16 protein-coding genes and 1 pseudogene are annotated in these 15,681 nt (G+C 68.0%); 5 read left to right on the forward strand and 12 right to left on the reverse strand.

Going from position 1 to position 15,681, the window contains the following annotated elements; translation table 11 throughout:
* Positions 1 to 22: 22 nt before the first annotated feature.
* Positions 23 to 919, reverse strand: coding sequence for an SIS domain-containing protein (locus ACZZZQ_RS06900; RefSeq protein ID WP_187249097.1), 897 nt, complete (start codon positions 917 to 919; stop codon positions 23 to 25).
* Positions 920 to 1,207: 288 nt separating this feature from the next.
* Here ACZZZQ_RS06900 and ACZZZQ_RS06905 point away from each other — a divergent pair, with 288 nt between their 5' ends.
* The 3 genes from ACZZZQ_RS06905 to ACZZZQ_RS06915 are packed head-to-tail and all read left to right on the forward strand — an operon-like array spanning position 1,208 to position 4,380.
* Entirely contained in the window at positions 1,208 to 2,452 is a 1,245-nt protein-coding gene (locus ACZZZQ_RS06905; protein ID WP_056275906.1) for an extracellular solute-binding protein, read from the forward strand.
* Positions 2,453 to 2,482: 30 nt separating this feature from the next.
* Positions 2,483 to 3,457: a carbohydrate ABC transporter permease gene (locus ACZZZQ_RS06910; RefSeq protein WP_053098347.1), complete on the forward strand. Its 975-nt coding sequence runs from the start codon at positions 2,483 to 2,485 to the stop codon at positions 3,455 to 3,457.
* Positions 3,458 to 3,459: 2 nt separating this feature from the next.
* Positions 3,460 to 4,380 carry a carbohydrate ABC transporter permease gene (locus tag ACZZZQ_RS06915; protein ID WP_171821966.1) on the forward strand — a complete coding sequence of 307 codons (921 nt, stop codon included), beginning with the start codon at positions 3,460 to 3,462 and terminating at the stop codon, positions 4,378 to 4,380.
* A gap of 96 nt (positions 4,381 to 4,476) precedes the next feature.
* Here the strand turns inward: ACZZZQ_RS06915 and ACZZZQ_RS06920 are convergent, their stop codons facing one another.
* Complete coding sequence (locus ACZZZQ_RS06920; protein WP_053098346.1) at positions 4,477 to 5,211, reverse strand: SDR family NAD(P)-dependent oxidoreductase; 735 nt, start codon at positions 5,209 to 5,211, stop codon at positions 4,477 to 4,479.
* A 113-nt stretch (positions 5,212 to 5,324) separates the two neighbouring features.
* On the opposite strand from ACZZZQ_RS06920, the gene ACZZZQ_RS06925 reads away from it, so the two are divergent.
* Positions 5,325 to 5,801 (forward strand): hypothetical protein, encoded by a 477-nt coding sequence (locus tag ACZZZQ_RS06925; protein ID WP_463507211.1) that lies wholly within the window; start codon positions 5,325 to 5,327, stop codon positions 5,799 to 5,801.
* A 43-nt stretch (positions 5,802 to 5,844) separates the two neighbouring features.
* Here ACZZZQ_RS06925 and ACZZZQ_RS06930 read toward each other — a convergent pair whose 3' ends face one another.
* The 3 genes and pseudogenes from ACZZZQ_RS06930 to ACZZZQ_RS06940 all read right to left on the reverse strand — a co-directional run bounded on the left by ACZZZQ_RS06930 (position 5,845) and on the right by ACZZZQ_RS06940 (position 7,448).
* Positions 5,845 to 6,015 (reverse strand): hypothetical protein, encoded by a 171-nt coding sequence (locus ACZZZQ_RS06930; RefSeq protein WP_463508113.1) that lies wholly within the window; start codon positions 6,013 to 6,015, stop codon positions 5,845 to 5,847.
* Between the two features lie 92 nt (positions 6,016 to 6,107).
* Positions 6,108 to 7,010, reverse strand: a pseudogene (locus tag ACZZZQ_RS06935) (ROK family protein); the annotation flags it as partial.
* Positions 7,011 to 7,148: 138 nt separating this feature from the next.
* The gene (locus ACZZZQ_RS06940) at positions 7,149 to 7,448 is read right to left on the reverse strand and encodes a chorismate mutase (RefSeq protein WP_053098343.1); all 300 of its coding nucleotides are present in this window, start codon (positions 7,446 to 7,448) and stop codon (positions 7,149 to 7,151) included.
* A 94-nt stretch (positions 7,449 to 7,542) separates the two neighbouring features.
* Between ACZZZQ_RS06940 and ACZZZQ_RS06945 the strand changes: the two genes are divergently transcribed.
* Positions 7,543 to 8,820, forward strand: coding sequence for an AI-2E family transporter (locus ACZZZQ_RS06945; protein WP_463498298.1), 1,278 nt, complete (start codon positions 7,543 to 7,545; stop codon positions 8,818 to 8,820).
* A 67-nt stretch (positions 8,821 to 8,887) separates the two neighbouring features.
* Here ACZZZQ_RS06945 and ACZZZQ_RS06950 read toward each other — a convergent pair whose 3' ends face one another.
* The 7 genes from ACZZZQ_RS06950 to ACZZZQ_RS06980 form a co-directional block, all read right to left on the reverse strand.
* Positions 8,888 to 9,811 carry an ABC transporter substrate-binding protein gene (locus tag ACZZZQ_RS06950; RefSeq protein WP_056275893.1) on the reverse strand — a complete coding sequence of 308 codons (924 nt, stop codon included), beginning with the start codon at positions 9,809 to 9,811 and terminating at the stop codon, positions 8,888 to 8,890.
* Between the two features lie 82 nt (positions 9,812 to 9,893).
* On the reverse strand, positions 9,894 to 10,622 hold the full coding sequence (locus ACZZZQ_RS06955) for an ABC transporter permease (RefSeq protein ID WP_463507212.1): 729 nt from the start codon (positions 10,620 to 10,622) through the stop codon (positions 9,894 to 9,896).
* On the reverse strand, positions 10,619 to 11,299 hold the full coding sequence (locus tag ACZZZQ_RS06960; RefSeq protein WP_463507213.1) for an ABC transporter permease: 681 nt from the start codon (positions 11,297 to 11,299) through the stop codon (positions 10,619 to 10,621). The genes ACZZZQ_RS06955 and ACZZZQ_RS06960 overlap by 4 nt, the downstream gene beginning before the upstream one ends.
* Positions 11,296 to 12,183, reverse strand: coding sequence for an ABC transporter ATP-binding protein (locus ACZZZQ_RS06965; protein ID WP_053098339.1), 888 nt, complete (start codon positions 12,181 to 12,183; stop codon positions 11,296 to 11,298). The genes ACZZZQ_RS06960 and ACZZZQ_RS06965 overlap by 4 nt, the downstream gene beginning before the upstream one ends.
* Positions 12,184 to 12,251: 68 nt before the next feature.
* Entirely contained in the window at positions 12,252 to 12,554 is a 303-nt protein-coding gene (locus ACZZZQ_RS06970) for a DUF427 domain-containing protein (protein WP_056275888.1), read from the reverse strand.
* A gap of 199 nt (positions 12,555 to 12,753) precedes the next feature.
* On the reverse strand, positions 12,754 to 14,187 hold the full coding sequence (locus ACZZZQ_RS06975; protein ID WP_463507214.1) for a dihydrolipoyl dehydrogenase family protein: 1,434 nt from the start codon (positions 14,185 to 14,187) through the stop codon (positions 12,754 to 12,756).
* Between the two features lie 111 nt (positions 14,188 to 14,298).
* On the reverse strand, positions 14,299 to 15,669 hold the full coding sequence (locus ACZZZQ_RS06980; RefSeq protein ID WP_463507215.1) for an MFS transporter: 1,371 nt from the start codon (positions 15,667 to 15,669) through the stop codon (positions 14,299 to 14,301).
* Between the last annotated feature and the right edge of the window lie 12 nt (positions 15,670 to 15,681).

A 15,681-nucleotide genomic window follows, 5' to 3' on the forward strand; every position in this document is an offset into this window, starting at 1 on the left:
ATCGCTCCGCTGATGGGTCGGGTCATGCATCCAGGATGACGGATCGCGTGAGGTTGCGCGGCTGATCGGGGTCGAGCCCGCGGGCGACGGCCCTGTCGAGGGCGACGCGGTGCAGGCGCACGAGGTCGGCGAGCGGGTCGACCGGATGCTGCACGAAGCGGGCTCCGGTGGCCTCGACCTGCGCGGCCAGGCCTTCGGGCGCCTCGCCGAACTGCCAGGTGACGCGGCCGGGGGCGGCGATCGCGATCGGACCGTGGCGGTACTCCATCGACGGGTACGACTCGGTCCACGACTGCGACGACTCGCGCATCTTCAGCGCGGCCTCGTGCGCGAGGCCGACCGTCCACCCACGGCCGAGGAACGAGTACTGCTCGGCGTCGCGGAGCTCGTCGTCGTAGTCCGCCGTGAGCACGGCGGCCGCATCGGCGATCGCGCCGGAGAGATCCTCACCGAGCGAGGCACGGAAGAGGGCCAGGGCCGTGGTCGCGAAGCGGGTCTGCACGACCGACTTCTCATCGGCGAAGGGCAGCAGCACGGCGTCGTCGACGAGCGAGACGAGCGGCGATGTCTCGTCGCCGATCACGCCGATCGTGGGCACGCGGCCCTTGATGCGCTCGACCAGCTCGAGCACCTCGGTCGTCGTACCCGAACGCGTCAGTGCGACGACCGCGTCGTAGCCGCGGTCGACGAACGACTCGGATGCGGCGAACGCATCGGTCTCGCCCTGGCCCGCGGTCTCGCGGAGGAACGCGTAGGACTGCGCCATGAACCACGAGGTTCCGCAGCCGACGACGGCGATGCGGGCTCCGGATGCCGGGAGCAGCGCCTGCGCGTCGCGGAGATCCGCCGCGCGGGCCCAGGTCTCGGGCTGCGAATTCAGTTCTTCGCGCATGTGTGCGCCGGGCAGAAGTTCGGTCATGTCGGGCCCTCCGGACCAGATGTTGCAAGTTTGTGATTGTTTAGCGGCTTATTCGATCATAGTATGTCGACATTAGGAATCGTTGCAAGGTTCCTCTTGATTTGTTTATTCTCCTGACAAATAATCGAACAAGTTCCACCGCCCCTCCGGAGATCCGGTCCATGGAGGGTTCCTCGAGCCGACCCGGCTTGAACCGATCGTCCCGCCACCGGGGGAGGCGATCACACGCACCGTCGCGTGCTGTGCTTGCGACTGTGCACCACCTACACAGTGAGGAATGCAATACACATGAAGAAGTCACTGCGATTCGGTGCTGTCGCTCTTGCGGCCACCGCCACGCTCACGCTCGCTTCGTGCGGGTTCGGCGGCTCGACAGGAGGCGGCGGAGACGCCGAGGGCGAGACGACGCTCAACCTTCTGGTCCCCAGCTACTCCGACGCCACCAAGGGCCTGTGGGAAGACGTGATCGAGGGTTTCGAGAAGGAGAACCCTGACATCACGGTCGACCTCGAGGTGCAGTCGTGGGACAACCTCGAGAAGGTCGTCTCCACCAAGATCCAGGCCGGCGAGGCTCCCGACATCTACAACGGCGGTCCGTTCGCCGGATTCGTCGGCGACGAACTGCTCTACCCGGTCGAAGACGTCGTGTCGGAGGAGACCTACTCCGACTTCCAGGACGCGTTCCTCGCGAACGCCGAGGTCGACGGCACGGCCTACGCCCTGCCGCTGATCGCATCGGCCCGTGCGCTGTTCGTCAACAACGCGCTGCTCGAGCAGGCCGGCGTCGAGGCTCCGACGACCTGGGACGAGCTGCTCGACGCTGCGACCAAGGTGTCGGCACTCGGTGGCGGCGTGGCCGGCTACGGCATGCCCCTCGGCTCCGAAGAGGCTCAGGCCGAAGCGGCCGTGTGGCTGTGGGGCGGCGGCGGATCGTTCGGCGACGCGTCCGAGATCACGATCGACACCCCCGAGAACCTCGAAGGCGCCGAGCAGATCAAGAAGATGATCGACGCCGGTGCGACGCAGGCCGACCCCGGCTCGACGCAGCGTTCGCCCCTGATGGACATCTTCATCCAGGGCAAGATCGGCATGCAGGTCGGCCTGCCGCCGACGGTCGGCCAGATCGAAGAGGGCAACCCCGAGCTCGACTACTCGATCGTCCCGATCCCGACGAAGGACGGCTCGCCCTTCACCCTCGGCGTCATGGACCAGCTGATGGCCTTCCAGAACGACGGCGACAAGCAGGAGGCGATCACCGCCTTCTTCGACTACTACTACTCGGCAGACGTGTACGTGCCGTGGGTGCAGGCAGAGGGCTTCCTGCCCGTCACCAAGTCCGGTGCCGAGCAGCTCGCCGGTGAGGAGGCGCTCGCGCCGTTCCTCGAGGTCCTGCCCGACGCGCAGTTCTACCCGTCGACGAACGAGAAGTGGTCGGCCACCGACGGCGCCTTCAAGTCGCTGTTCGGCCAGCTGCAGTCGAAGCCGGCCCAGGACGTCCTGGCCGAGATCCAGGCACAGGTCGACGCGGGCTGAGCCCCGCAGACGGAGAGGTTCGGGTATCCCATGAGCCAGACGAAAGAATCCTCGAACCTCGCGGGGGCGGCCACCGGCCGCCCCCGCACCCCGGGCCGCCGATCGGGCGCCGCCCGCGGCAAGCCGGGAGGGAAGGACCTGCTCCAGGCGCTGCCCTGGATCGCGCCCGCCCTGCTCCTCATCATCGGCGTGGTCCTGTTCCCCGCCGGGGTGATGTTCTTCAACTCCACCCGTGACATCTCGCTCTCGGGCCTCGACAAGGGCTCGGTCGGCTTCGACAACTTCGTGACCGTGTTCACGTTCGCCGAGTTCTGGCCGATCATGTTCCGCACGATCATCTGGGTCGTCGCGGTGGTGACCTTCACCGTGATGATCTCGCTCGGGCTCGCGCAGATCCTCAACAAGGCCTTCCCCGGTCGCCAGATCGTCCGCATGGCCGTGATCGTGCCCTGGGCGGCATCCGTCGTGATGACGACGATGGTCTTCTACTACAGCCTCGAGCCGTACTTCGGCGTCTTCAACAAGTTCCTCTACGACATCGGGCTCGCAGACGACGCGGTCGGCTACGGCTGGACCAAGAACCCGGCCACCGCCTTCGCCTGGTCGATCGTGATCGCGATCTTCGTCTCGCTGCCGTTCACGACCTACACGATCCTCGCGGGCCTCCAGACGGTTCCGGCCGACACCCTCGAAGCCGCGAAGATGGACGGCGCCGGCGCGACCCGCACCTACTGGACGGTCGTCGTGCCCCAGCTGCGCAGCGCCCTCGCCGTCGCGATCCTCATCAACATCATCAACGTCTTCAACTCGCTGCCGATCCTCAAGGTGATGACCGGGTCGATCCCCGGATACGGCGCCGACACGATCATGACGATGATCTTCAAGTACATCGAGCTGCAGAAGAAAGTCGACGTCGCGAGCGCACTCTCGGTCGTCGCCTTCCTCATCGTGATCGTGATCGTCGCGATCTACGTCAAGGCCGTCAAGCCCATGAAGGAGGTCTGATCATGACCCTGACCGAGACCGCCCTCGTCACCACCGCGGGCGATGACGCCGCCCCTCGCATCCCCGGACGCAAGCGCCGCTACACCGAGGACCAGGTCACGCTTCCCCGCGTCATCCTGCGCATGGCAGCCGGCATCCTGGTGCTCGCGATCTTCGTGCTGCCGTACCTGATCATGTTCTTCGGCTCCGTGAAGACGAAGTCGCAGATCCGCTCGGTCGACCCGACGTACCTGCCGATCGAGTGGCACTGGGAGAACTACATCTCGATGTGGTCGACCCCCGAGACGCCGCTGCCCTACAACCTCATCTCGACGATCATCATCGCCGTGTTCGCGACGCTGCTCGTGCTGCTGGTCTCGCTGCCCGCGGCCTACTACACCGCCCGCTTCAAGTTCCCCGGGCGCATGGTCTTCCTGTTCCTGGTGATCGTGACGCAGATGCTGCAGCCGGCCGTGCTCACCTCTGGCCTGTTCCGCCAGTTCACGGTGCTCGGACTCAGCGACACGTGGGCGGCGATGATCTTCATCAACGCCGCGTTCAACCTGTCGTTCGCGGTGTGGATCATGCACTCGTTCTTCGCGGGCATCCCGAAGGAGATCGACGAGGCCGCCCAGATCGACGGCGCGGGGCGATTCACCGTGCTGTTCAAGATCAACCTGCCCCTCGTCTGGCCGGGCATCGTGACGGCCATCGTCTTCACGTTCGTCGCCTGCTGGAACGAGTTCGCCGCGTCGCTCGTCATCCTCTCGACCGACAAGAACCAGCCGCTCTCGGTCGCATTGACCAAGTTCGTCGGTCAGTACGAGACGAGCTGGCAGTACGTGTTCGGCGTCTCGATCGTCGCGATCCTGCCCGTCGTCATCCTGTTCATGCTCATCGAGAAGCGCCTCGTCGGCGGCCTGACCGCCGGCAGCGTCAAGTAGACCTCGGGCCCGTCGCGGGGCGTCCGGTTCGCAGTTCGTGCCGCCGGGCGCACCCGCGAGCGGCACGAACTGCGACGGGAACCTCGACTCTGACGCCTACCGCGCAGGCAGCTCGACCCCGGTCGCGTCAGCGAGGGCCGCGAGGAGCCGCTCCTGGAAGGATGTGTCGTCGACGGCCGGGTGGGGTGTGCGCCGCTCGCCGTGGTGCCAGTATCCGCCGGTGACGTCGAGACGCGGCTCGGTCGCGAGGCGCTCCTGCGTCTCATGCCCGAGATCGAAGTCGTCGGGGGCGCCGGCACCGCCCATCTTCGTCGGCACCCATCCAGGATCGACCGAGTCGGCCGCGACGCGAGGCGCCCACCGTCGGGCGACCGCCGCCGACAGAGCCGTGACGAACAGCTTGCTGTCGGAGTAGCTGGCCGTCGTCCGCGAGCCGTCCCAGTCGAGCTCTGTGAGATCGGTCGAGCCGCCGCGATGCATCCCGCTGCTGAGGTAGACGTGACGTGTGGGCGTGCGCAGCAGCGCGGTGAGCAGGTAGGGACTGACCACGTTGACGGGCAGGATGCCGGACCCCGAGATGACACCGGCGTTGTGGATGACCGCGTCGACCTCCGCTCCCCCGTTCAGCTCGTCGGCGACATCCCTGACGGCGCGGCGATCCGTGAGGTCGGCGATGACGAGATCGGCACCGCGATCCGTCAGCGATGAGACGGCGGCTGCTCGATCCGCGCTGCGCGCGTGGACGATCACCCGATGGCCCTGATCGAGAAGTGCGGCGGCCGTCGCGCGGCCGAGACCGTCCGTGGAGCCCGTGACGAGGATGCGTGTCATGACCCCATCCTCTCGCGATGCTCAGCATCCTCTCCACCGACAGGAACCGACCGCTCCCGGTACTCTGGCACGGTCGACTCCGCCATCCGGCGCGGTGAGACGGGGGGGATCACATGACCTGGCAGGATGCGGGGCGCGTCGAGAGGCGGCCGACGGAAGACGCTCACCCCGGGTGGGGGTGGGGCGTGGTGCTGGTGCCCGTGGCCGTCGGACTCGCGGCTCTCGGGCTGTTCTTCATCCGTGAGCTCGACCCCGGGATGGGCACCGTGATCGGCGTCGCGCTCATCGCCTGGGCCGTGTCTCTCGCGATGCCGTTCTTCGTCATCGCCTGGTATGCCGTGCAGGCTGCGTGGAAGGCATCACGCGAAGAGCGCGGGCACACGTTCGCCGCACCGTCGCGCGCGCTGCGGCGCATCGGGTTCGGCATGCGCTGGAGCTTCCGCGCACGCGGCACGCTCTTCAATCCCGCGTCGTACGACGGACCCGACCTGCCGATGCTCGTCGTGGGCAAGGTGGTGCACATCCTCGCGATCGTCGTCCTGGTGATCGCCGGGCTCGTCGCCGCCCTCGTCGGGATCGCCTCGCGCTGAGCAGGATCCCGCATCCTCCGATGCGTCGTTGCCGATCCGCGAATCAGGATGCCGGAACGGATGCCTCGCGCAGCTGCGCGGGACTCCAGCGGACCCCGAGCGCGCTCGACAGCGCCACCTGTGCGACCCCCGTCGAGATCGACGCGTCGGCATCCGCGAAACGCACCGGAACGTTCGCGGTGCCCGTCGCCGTGTAGTCGATCTCCGCCTGCACGAGGCCGAGGAACGGGTCTCCGAGCGCGCGCGCCGGCCCCCGATCACGACCTCTGCCGCGTCGAGCACTGCGGCGATGAGCTTGATGGTGCGCGCGAGTGCGCGTGCGCCCTCAGCCAGCTTCTCTTCATCGGCAGACGCGGCCAGCGCGGTGATCGCCTCGTCATCCATGGCGTCATCGAAGTCATCGCCCAGCATCGCCGTCATCGACGACGCCGATTCCAGGCATCCCTGGCGTCCGCAGCGACACGCGCGCGCATCCTCGCCGAACTGCACCTGGACGTGACCGATCTCGCCCGCGCGATCGCGTGGGCCCGGTGCGAGCTCGCCGTCGAGAGTCACCGCCGCACCGATCCCGGTGCCGATGTGGATGAACAGCCGGTATCCGGACGACTCATCCTCTCGGGCCGCTTCGGCGATCGCCTCGGCATCGACGTCGTTCACGAGAAGGACGGGAACCGAGAGCAGGCGCTCGAAGCGCTCGGCGAGCGGCACGTCGGTCCATCCGAGCTGCACGCTCTCGAACACGCGGCGGCCGTCTGTCGTCCCGGGAAGCTGCACGCCCGCGACGAGCAGCCGTCCGGCGTACTCGGCGGCGATCTCCGTCAGCGCAGCGTCGAGCATTCGCACCCGCGATTCATCGGAGAACGCGACTCGCCGTGTCTCGACCTCGGTGCCGTCGAGCGCGACCAGAGCGATGCGCGCATCGGTCGGTCGGATCACGAGCACCAGGATGACGTGATGCTCGGCCTCGATGCTCAGCGTGGTCGCTCGTTTGCCGCCCGTGCTGGCGGCCTGCTCGCCGTCGACGACCAGCTGCAGCTCGATGAGCTCGGCGACCAGCGACGAGGCCGTCGCCGCAGTGAGGCCGGTGGCTCGGGCGATCCCCGCCCGGGTCTCGGAGCCCGGGTTGCGGAAGACCAGCTGCAGCGCCCGGCGCAGGTTCGCGCGGCGGACCGAGGCCTGGGTGTCGAGTGCGTCATCGCCGTTCAGCATGGTGCCGGTCCCGGTGCAGGAATCAGTTGACAGACCTGGTGGTTCTGCGTACCCTCGGTCATAGTTTATTCAATAAACTTAGTTCGGTCCCCGGGCGAGTGAGTGCTGCACACACCGTCACTCGCTCGGAAGGCCGGATCATCGTCCTTCGGCGGCTTCGGTGTGATGGCGGATCACTTCGGCCACGACGAAGTTGAACCACTTCTCGGCGAACTCCGGATCGAGATGCGCCTGCTCGGCGAGTGCCTTGAGCCGCGCGACCTGCTGCTCCTCGCGACCGGGATCGGATGCCGGCATCTCGTGCTCGGCTTTGAGCTGACCGACCTGCTGCGTGGCGCGGAAGCGCTCGGCGAGCATGAAGATGAGTGCGGCGTCGATATTGTCGATGCTCGAACGCAGTCGGAGGAGTTCAGCTCGGGGGTCTTCGGCGGCGGTCATGCCCCCTACTCTACGGAAACACGCGGCAGAACGACCCCACCCTGAAGGGGGATGCCTCCCGGATGGACCCGCGCTCGGCCGCTATCGTGAGCACATGAGCCGAGAAGAGCAGGACCCGTCGAAGAGCGCGTCTGCTGCCGCATCCGAACCCTCCTCGGCACCCGACGTCGCAGCGTCGATCACCGAAGCATCCGCCGACACCCCGGGGTCCGCGAGCTCCCCCGCAGGAGACACCGCCGTTCCGGCGATCTCCCCCCACACCCCGAAGACGTCGCCGGCAGTTCATCACGGGGTCGTCGAGCCGATGACTCCGAGCCGCTCGTTCTGGACGCGCATCGACCGGCCTTTCGTGTTCGGATTCCTGGTGACGATCGGCGGCCTCGCCGCCATCGTGCTCGGTCTGGCCGTCGCGAACCTGTCGACCGTGCTCATCTACATCGCCCTGGCACTGTTCGCCGCCCTGGGCCTCGACCCCACCGTGCGCTTCCTCGAGCGGCGCGGGCTGTCTCGCGCCATCTCGGTGGTCGTCGCGATCCTCGGGCTCGTGGTCGTGGCGGGTCTCGTCGTGTGGATGGTTCTGCCGGTCGTGATCGACCAGGTCGCGAGCTTCGTGCGGTCGGTGCCGGGGATGATCCAGGAGTTCACCCGCAGCGACATCTACGCGACGCTCGACGCCCAGTTCGGCGACCAGTTCCAGGACCTCGTCGCCGATGTGCAGACGTTCCTCACCGACCCGGGAAACATCGCCGCGATCGGCGGAGGAGCGCTGCAGGTCGGCGCCTCGATCGCCAACGCCATCTCGGGCATCATCGTGGTGCTCGTGCTCACGCTCTACTTCGTCGCGACGCTGCCGTCGATCAAGTCGGGGATGCTCCGTCTCGCTCCCGCACGTGACCGCGCTCGCGCAAGCGACATCACCGAGCAGATCACCGATTCCGTAGGCGCCTACGTGATGGGAATGGTCGTGCTCGCGTTCTGCAACGCCGTGCTCGCTTTCCTGCTCTATCTGTTCCTGGGCCTGCCTTTCCCGCCGCTCATGGCGACCGTCGCCTTCTGCATCACGCTGATCCCGCTCGTCGGATCGGTGATCTTCTGGATCATCGGCACGAGCCTCGCCCTGTTCACGAACCCCGTGGCAGCGCTCGTCTTCGCCCTCATCTACCTCGTGTACATGCAGATCGAGGCCTACGTCATCACCCCGCGCGTCATGAACAAGGCCGTCGCCGTTCCGGGTGCCCTCGTCGTGATCGGCGCCCTCGCCGGCGGCACGCTGCTCGGACTGCTCGGCGCTCTCGTGGCGGTGCCGGTCGCGGCATCCATCCTCATCGTGATCAAGCAGGTGCTGATACCCCGGCAGGACGCCAGGGTCTAGGCAGTCCCTGGACGCAGAAGTGCCCGGCCCCCTGAGGGGCCGGGCACTTCTGTGAGGACGACTCGGATCAGACGAGGTCGTTGTCAGCGAGCCACTTCTTCGCGATGTCCGCGGAGGACTGCTCCTCGACCGTGCTGAGCACGTTGAGGGCGACGAGCTCCTCGCCGGTCAGCTTGGCGCTGATGGCGTTGAGGACATCGGAGACGTCGTCGGCGATGTCGCTCGAGACGATCGGCACGACGTTCGACGAGATGATCAGGTTCTCGGGGTCTTCGAGAGCGACGATCTCCTCGGTCTCGAAAGCCGGGTCGGCGGTGTAGATGTCGGCGACCTGGATCTGCCCGGCGAGCAGCGACTCGAGCGTGGTCGGGCCGGTGGCCGAGAACGTCAGGTCGACGCCGTAGACCTCTTTGGCCTTGGCCGGGCTGTACGGACGCTGCTCGAACTCCGGAGCCGCACCGATCGTGACCTCGGAGGTCACCTTCGAGAGGTCGCCGATCGTCTTCAGGTCGTTCTCCTCGGCGAAGCTCTTCAGCACCGTGTAGGAGTCCTGATCGGTCGCCTCGGCGAAGTCGAGAGCGGTCAGGCTCTCGGGAAGGGCCTCCTGCAGCGCCGCGTAGACGTCGTCAGGGCTCGTGACGTCGACCTCGTCATCCGAGATGTACTCGAGCAGGCTGCCCGTGTACTCGGGGAAGACGTCGATGTCGCCCGACTCGACATCCGGCATGTACGCGTCACGCTGGCCGATGCTGAGCTGCTTCTCGACGTCGAAGCCGGCGGCCTCGAGCGCCTGGGCGTAGATCTCGGCGATGATCTCGTTGGAGTAGTACGCCTGCGAGCCGACGACGATCGTGTCGCCGCTGCCCGAGCTCTCACCGGAGTCGGACGGCTCGTCGAGCGGGTTGCTCGACGAGCAGGCGGACAGGGCGAGTGCAGCCGCGGCGACAAGACCGACGGCGAAGACAGAGCGCTTGCCTCGTGCTGTGAACATGGACTTCCTCTTTTCTGGAACTGCTGTGGGGGACTGCTGCTGTGTGGAACTGCGCGGTAGGGACGGAGGAGCCGGTGCGCGATCAGGCCGTGGCCGGAGCCGCGGCGGGAGCGAGGTCGCGCGACCGGCGACGGGTGGGACGGCCGGCACGGAGCCCCGCCGGCACCGCGGCGTGCTGGGCTGCGGCGAGGATCAGGTCGACGATCAGCGCCAGTGTGGCCACGAGGATCGCCCCGGCCAGCACCTGATCGAACTTCTGCAGGGGAATGCCCTGGATGATCGGCCAGCCGAGGCCGCCGAGATTCACGTAGGCGGCGATCGTGACGGTCGCGATGACCTGAAGGAGGGCTGAGCGGAGGCCGCCGACGAGCAGAGGCAGTCCGAGCGGCACCTCGACCTTCCAGAAGATCTGCCAGCCGGTCATCCCCATCGCCTTGGCCGAATCGATCACGCGGCGGTCGATCGCCTCGAGCCCCGTGTACGCGCCGGCGAGCAGCGAGGGGATCGCGAGCAGAACGAAGGTGATGATGGCCGCCTGCGGCACGCGCAGCACGCCGAGCAGGAGGACGAGCAGGATCATCAGGCCGAACGCGGGAATCGCTCGCGCCGCGCCGGAGATCGCGACCGCGACCTCGCGCCCCTTGCCCGTGTGGCCGATCAGCCAGCCGATCGGCACCGCGATCACCGCGGCGATCAGCACCGAGATCACCGTCAGGGCGAGATGCTCGGCCAGCAGCTTGGGCAGCGCGTAGTTTCCCGTCCACTGCTCGGGAGCGAGCATCCAGGCGAAGGCCTCGGCGAAGAGGTTCATGCCGGGGCTCCCAGCGCGATCGGCCGAGGCGCGACCTTCTTCGAGGTGGCGCGCGTCCACGGCATCAGCGCGCGACCGATCAGCAGCAGGATCAGATCGATCACGAGGGCGATGATGACCACGGCGACGACGCCCGCGAACACCTCGGCGATGATGCGCCGGTCGAGGCCGTTCGTGAACAGGTAGCCGAGGTTGGTCACGCCGATCAGGATGCCGACCGTGGCGAGCGAGATGGTGCTGACGGCCGTCACGCGGAGTCCGGCGAGGATCACCGGACCGGCGAGCGGGAACTCCACCGCCCAGAATCTGCGGAAGGCGGCGAAGCCCGTCGCCGTCGCCGCCTGGCGCACATCGTCATCGACCGAATCGAGACCGTCGGAGACCGCGCGCACCAGGATCGCGATCGCATAGATCGTGAGTGCGATGACGAGATTCGACTCGCTCCGGGCCGAATACCCGGCGACCGAGGGCAGCAGGATGAGCAGCGCGAGCGACGGGATCGTGTAGAGCAGACCGGTGAGCACGATGATCGGGCCGCGCACCAGCCGGAAACGCCACGCGACCCAGCCGAGCGGGAGCGACAGCACGAAACCGAGCACGATCGGGATGATGCTCTGACGCAGATGCACCAGAGTCAGATCGAGGATCAACCCGAGGTTGTCGGTGACCCAGTTCACGCGCCCTCGCCCTGCACAGCGCCGAGAGCGGCGGCATCCGGCCCCGCAAGAGGGCCGTCGGACGTCTCGGCCGCCGCGACGATCGCACCCTGCGTGCGCCCCTCGGAGTCGACCACGACGGTGCCGTGCGGGGTCTCTTTGAGGTGGAGGGCCCGACGCCCACGGTCGGCTCCGATGAACGAGGCGACGAAGTCGTCTGCCGGGTTCTCGATGATCTCGCTCGGGCTGCCCACCTGCACGATGCGCGCGCCCTTGTCGAGGATCACGACCTGATCGCCGAGCAGGAAGGCCTCGTCGATGTCGTGGGTGACGAACACGACGGTCTTGTCGAGTTCGTGCTGCAACCGCAGCGTCTCCTGCTGCAGGTCGGCGCGCACGATCGGGTCGACGGCGCCGAAGGGCTCGTCCATCAGCAGGATGTTCGGATCCGCCGCAAGACCGCGGGCCACGCCGACGCGCTGCTGCTGACCGCCCGAGAGCTGACTGGGATACCGGTCGGCGAGTGACTGGTCGAGCCCGACCGTCTTGAGCAGCTCACGCGCGCGCTCGTGCGCCGGCCCCTTCTTCACGCCAGTCAGACGCAGCACGGTGGCGACGTTGTCGATCACCGTGAAGTGGGGCATCAGGCCGGAGTTCTGCATGACGTAGCCGATGCGGCGGCGCAGGGCGACGGGGTCGCCGCCGAGCACGCTCTCGCCGTCGATCTCGACCTCGCCCGAGGTCGGCTCGACCATGCGGTTGATCATGCGCAGCAGAGTGGTCTTGCCGCATCCCGAGGATCCGACGAACACCGTCGTCTTGCGGGACGGCAGCACCAGGCTGAAGTCCTTCACGGCGGTCGTGCCATCGGGGAACTGCTTGGTGACGTTGCGGAACTCGATCACGATTTACTACTCTCCGGTCGATCGATCGACGAGGCGCGCATCAGCGCCTCGACTGCGGCATACAGAGGTCATGCAGAGACCTCGACCCGCGGGTCGAAGGCGACGAAGCCCGAGAAGTCCTTGCCCACACGGTCGAAGGCGCTCGGATACGGCGTCGGATAAGACCAGGCGTAGTCGGTGTGCAGCTCGCCACCGGCCTGGACGGAGAAGTACTGGGCGGCGCCCTTCCACGGGCATGTGTACGGAGTGGGGCTCTCGACGAGCACGCCCTCCGTGATGGATGCCGGCGGGAAATACCAGTTTCCCTCGATGCGCGCGAGATCGCTCTCGTCGGCTTCGGCGATGACGGTTCCTGCGAGTACAGCCTTCATGGTCCTGCCTCCTCGGATGTGTGTTCGAGCGTATAAGACGTGTGCGACATTCGGCCGGGGGTTGTGCCGGAGGTCGTCAATGTGGGAAACAATCCTGCTCCGGGCGCGCCGATCGCGCCAGTCTCTCGTCGGTTGTTCGGAGCGGATGCCGAAACGGATGGGCCGCGCGGCGTCCGTCGTCGGCATCCGTCCGATGGGCTCAGGCCGAGTCCCTCCCGTAGGACTCGAGCAGCCGCAGCCAGATCTCGCTGATCGTCGGGTACGCCGGAACGGCGTGCCACAGGCGGGCGATCGGCACCTCGCCGACGATCGCGACCGTGGCCGTCTGCACGAGCTCGGCGACCTCGGGGCCGACGAAGGTCGCTCCGATGATCACGTCGCGCTCCTTGTCGATCACGAGGCGGGCCTGCCCCTCGAAGCCGTCCTCATAGAGGCTCGCGCCGGCGACAGAACCCAGGTCGTAATCGACGACGGCGACGTCGGTTCCGGCCTTGCGGGCCTCTGCCTCGGTATGCCCGACCGAGGCGACCTCGGGGAACGAGAAGGTCACCTGAGGGGCGCCCGCGCTGTCCGCGGTGGCGACGTGACGACCCCAGGCCGCATCGTCGACGTCCTCGCCCTTGGCGCGCGCCGCGATCACGTCGCCCGCTGCTCGCGCCTGATACTTGCCCTGGTGCGTGAGCAGCACACGACCGTTCACATCGCCGACCGCATAGAGCCAGTCGGATCCGGGAACACGCAGCGTGTCGTCGACCGTGATCCAGCGACCGGGCTCGAGACCGGCGACGTCGAGGCCGATGTCGCCGCTGCGAGGAGACCGCCCGGTCGCCACGAGGACCTCGGCAGCGGTGACCGTCGACCCGTCGTCGAGCACGATCTCGACTCCCCCGTCGCCTCGCGTCACGCTGGTCGTGCCGGTGTCGGTGCGGACGTCGACACCGAGCTCCTTCAGCCCGGCCGCGACGCGCTCCCCGGCGAACGGCTCCATCGAACCCAGCAGACCGCTGCGGGCGATGATCGTCACCGTCGAACCGAGGGCCGCATAAGCCGTGGCCATCTCGACAGCCACGACCCCGCCGCCGATCACGGCCAGCGACTCGGGCAGCTCCTCTGCGCTGGTCGCCTCGCGGCTGGTCCAGGGGGACGAGTCGCGCAGGCCCTCGATGGGCGGGATCACGGCATCCGATCCGGTGCTGATCGCGACGGCGTGGCGGGCCCGGAGCACGCGGGTGCCGCCGTCGGCATCCGTCACCGTCACCTCGCGCTCACCCGTCAGACGACCGTGCCCGCGGGCGAGGTCGATGCCGGCGGAGTCGAGCCACTTCACCTGTCCGTCATCCGACCAGTTGCTCGTGAACGAGTCGCGGCGGTCGAACACCGCGCGCACGTCGAGCGACCCCGTCACCGCCTCGGCCGAGCCCTTGACCTTCTGCGCGGCTCGCAGCGCCTGGGCCGGACGCAGCAGCGCCTTCGACGGCATGCATGCCCAGTACGAGCACTCACCGCCGACCAGCTCGCTCTCGACGATGATCGCGGTCAGTCCGTTCTGCACGGCGCGGTCGGCGACGTTCTCGCCCACCGGCCCGCCGCCCAGCACGATCAGGTCGTAGTCGTCGGTCTTCTCAGCAGTCATGGGGTGCACCTCTCCGTCGCCCAGTCTTGCTCAAGTCCAACGTCGAGTCACGGGGTGGTTGTTCCGCGACGCGCCGTCGGGCGCGTTGCGACCTGAGTTGTGAACGTCCGGTCAGGCACCCCGAGGCGCCACCCGAGGAGCGAGCACCGCCGCGGCGAGCGCGATGATCCCCGCGAAAGCGAACACCGCGACGAACGGGTCGCCCACCCCCGCGATGCCGGTGAACAGCACCCCGGCGATCGCGAGCGCGAGCGCGCTGCCGAACGAGTCGGCGACGGTCATCGCCGAGCTGTTGAAGCCCTGGTTCTCGGGTGCCGACATCTCGAGCGTCAGCGCGCTGGTCCGTGGGCTCATGAGCCCCATGCCCGCACCGGCGACGATCCAGGCGACGATGATCACGGCGACCGGCGCGGCGAGCACGGCGGCGACGAGCGCCAGCAGGACGCCTGCGACGACCAAGACCGTGCCGACACGCACGGCCACCGCACTCGAGAGCCGGACGCCCAAGCGTCCCTGAAGGGTGGCGGCCGCCGACCAGGCCAGCGCCCCGCCGGTGAGGGAGAGCCCCGCGATGGTCGGCGACACCGCGTAGCGGTCGGTCAGCAGGTAGGGGATGTAGACCTGAGCGCCGAAGAATCCGGCGGCGGCGAGCCCTCGCACGAGGAGCACGGAGGGAAGGCCGCGTCGGGCGCGGAGGGTTCCCGCGGGCAACAGCGCACGAACCGCGACGAGCGCCACGACGACCGCGACTGCCGCGAGAACAGGACCCGCTCCCGGCACATCGCCCACCAGATTCAGCGTGAGCACGGCGACCGCCGCGAGCACCGACCAACCGATCCGCCCGAAGGCCCATGGCGTCGTCGCATCGCGGTCGCCGTCGAGGCCCCGGAGCGCGGGGACGACCATGAGCAGCGCCGGCACCACGAGGAACACGACGCCGAGGAAGACCCAGTGCCAGCTCCACAGTTCGGTGACGGCACCCGCCACGGTCGGCCCGATGAGCGAGGGCACGACCCAGGCTGCGGCGAACCCCGCGAAGATCGCCGGATGCAGCTCGCGTGGATACACGCGGGCGACGACCACATAGAGCGCCACCATCAGGCCGCCGTTGCCGAGCCCCTGTGCGAAGCGTCCCGCGACGAGCACCTCCATGCTCGGCGCGAGTCCGGCGACGACCAGACCGAGGACGAACAGCGCCACCGACGCGTAGAGGGGGGCAACGGGTCCCCGGCGATCCGCCCAGTTGCCCGCAACCGCCATGCCGATCACACCGGTCGCGAGCGGACCCGCGAACGCGAGGGCGTAGAGGCGCTCGCCGGCGAGGTCGGCGCTCACCGCCGGCATGACCGTCGTGACGGCCAGGGACTCGAACGCTCCGAGGAACACGAGCGCGCACGCGCCGATCGTGATCCATGCGTAGGTGCCGCTCAGGATGCCGGTGCGGGCGTTGGCGGTCGGAACCGCACCCGTGTCGATAGTCATAGGTTCGACCGT

Source organism: Microbacterium sp. AC132, assembly GCF_979258525.1.

Bases quoted from the DNA above. Each gene is read 5' to 3' on its own strand.
- ACZZZQ_RS06900 (WP_187249097.1), bottom strand. From the start codon at position 919: ATGACCGAACTTCTGCCCGGCGCACACATGCGCGAAGAACTGAATTCG.
- ACZZZQ_RS06905 (WP_056275906.1), top strand. From the start codon at position 1,208: ATGAAGAAGTCACTGCGATTCGGTGCTGTCGCTCTTGCGGCCACCGCC.
- ACZZZQ_RS06910 (WP_053098347.1), top strand. From the start codon at position 2,483: ATGAGCCAGACGAAAGAATCCTCGAACCTCGCGGGGGCGGCCACCGGC.
- ACZZZQ_RS06915 (WP_171821966.1), top strand. From the start codon at position 3,460: ATGACCCTGACCGAGACCGCCCTCGTCACCACCGCGGGCGATGACGCC.
- ACZZZQ_RS06920 (WP_053098346.1), bottom strand. From the start codon at position 5,211: ATGACACGCATCCTCGTCACGGGCTCCACGGACGGTCTCGGCCGCGCG.
- ACZZZQ_RS06925 (WP_463507211.1), top strand. From the start codon at position 5,325: ATGACCTGGCAGGATGCGGGGCGCGTCGAGAGGCGGCCGACGGAAGAC.
- ACZZZQ_RS06940 (WP_053098343.1), bottom strand. From the start codon at position 7,448: ATGACCGCCGCCGAAGACCCCCGAGCTGAACTCCTCCGACTGCGTTCG.
- ACZZZQ_RS06945 (WP_463498298.1), top strand. From the start codon at position 7,543: ATGAGCCGAGAAGAGCAGGACCCGTCGAAGAGCGCGTCTGCTGCCGCA.
- ACZZZQ_RS06950 (WP_056275893.1), bottom strand. From the start codon at position 9,811: ATGTTCACAGCACGAGGCAAGCGCTCTGTCTTCGCCGTCGGTCTTGTC.
- ACZZZQ_RS06955 (WP_463507212.1), bottom strand. From the start codon at position 10,622: ATGAACCTCTTCGCCGAGGCCTTCGCCTGGATGCTCGCTCCCGAGCAG.
- ACZZZQ_RS06970 (WP_056275888.1), bottom strand. From the start codon at position 12,554: ATGAAGGCTGTACTCGCAGGAACCGTCATCGCCGAAGCCGACGAGAGC.
- ACZZZQ_RS06975 (WP_463507214.1), bottom strand. From the start codon at position 14,187: ATGACTGCTGAGAAGACCGACGACTACGACCTGATCGTGCTGGGCGGC.
- ACZZZQ_RS06980 (WP_463507215.1), bottom strand. From the start codon at position 15,669: ATGACTATCGACACGGGTGCGGTTCCGACCGCCAACGCCCGCACCGGC.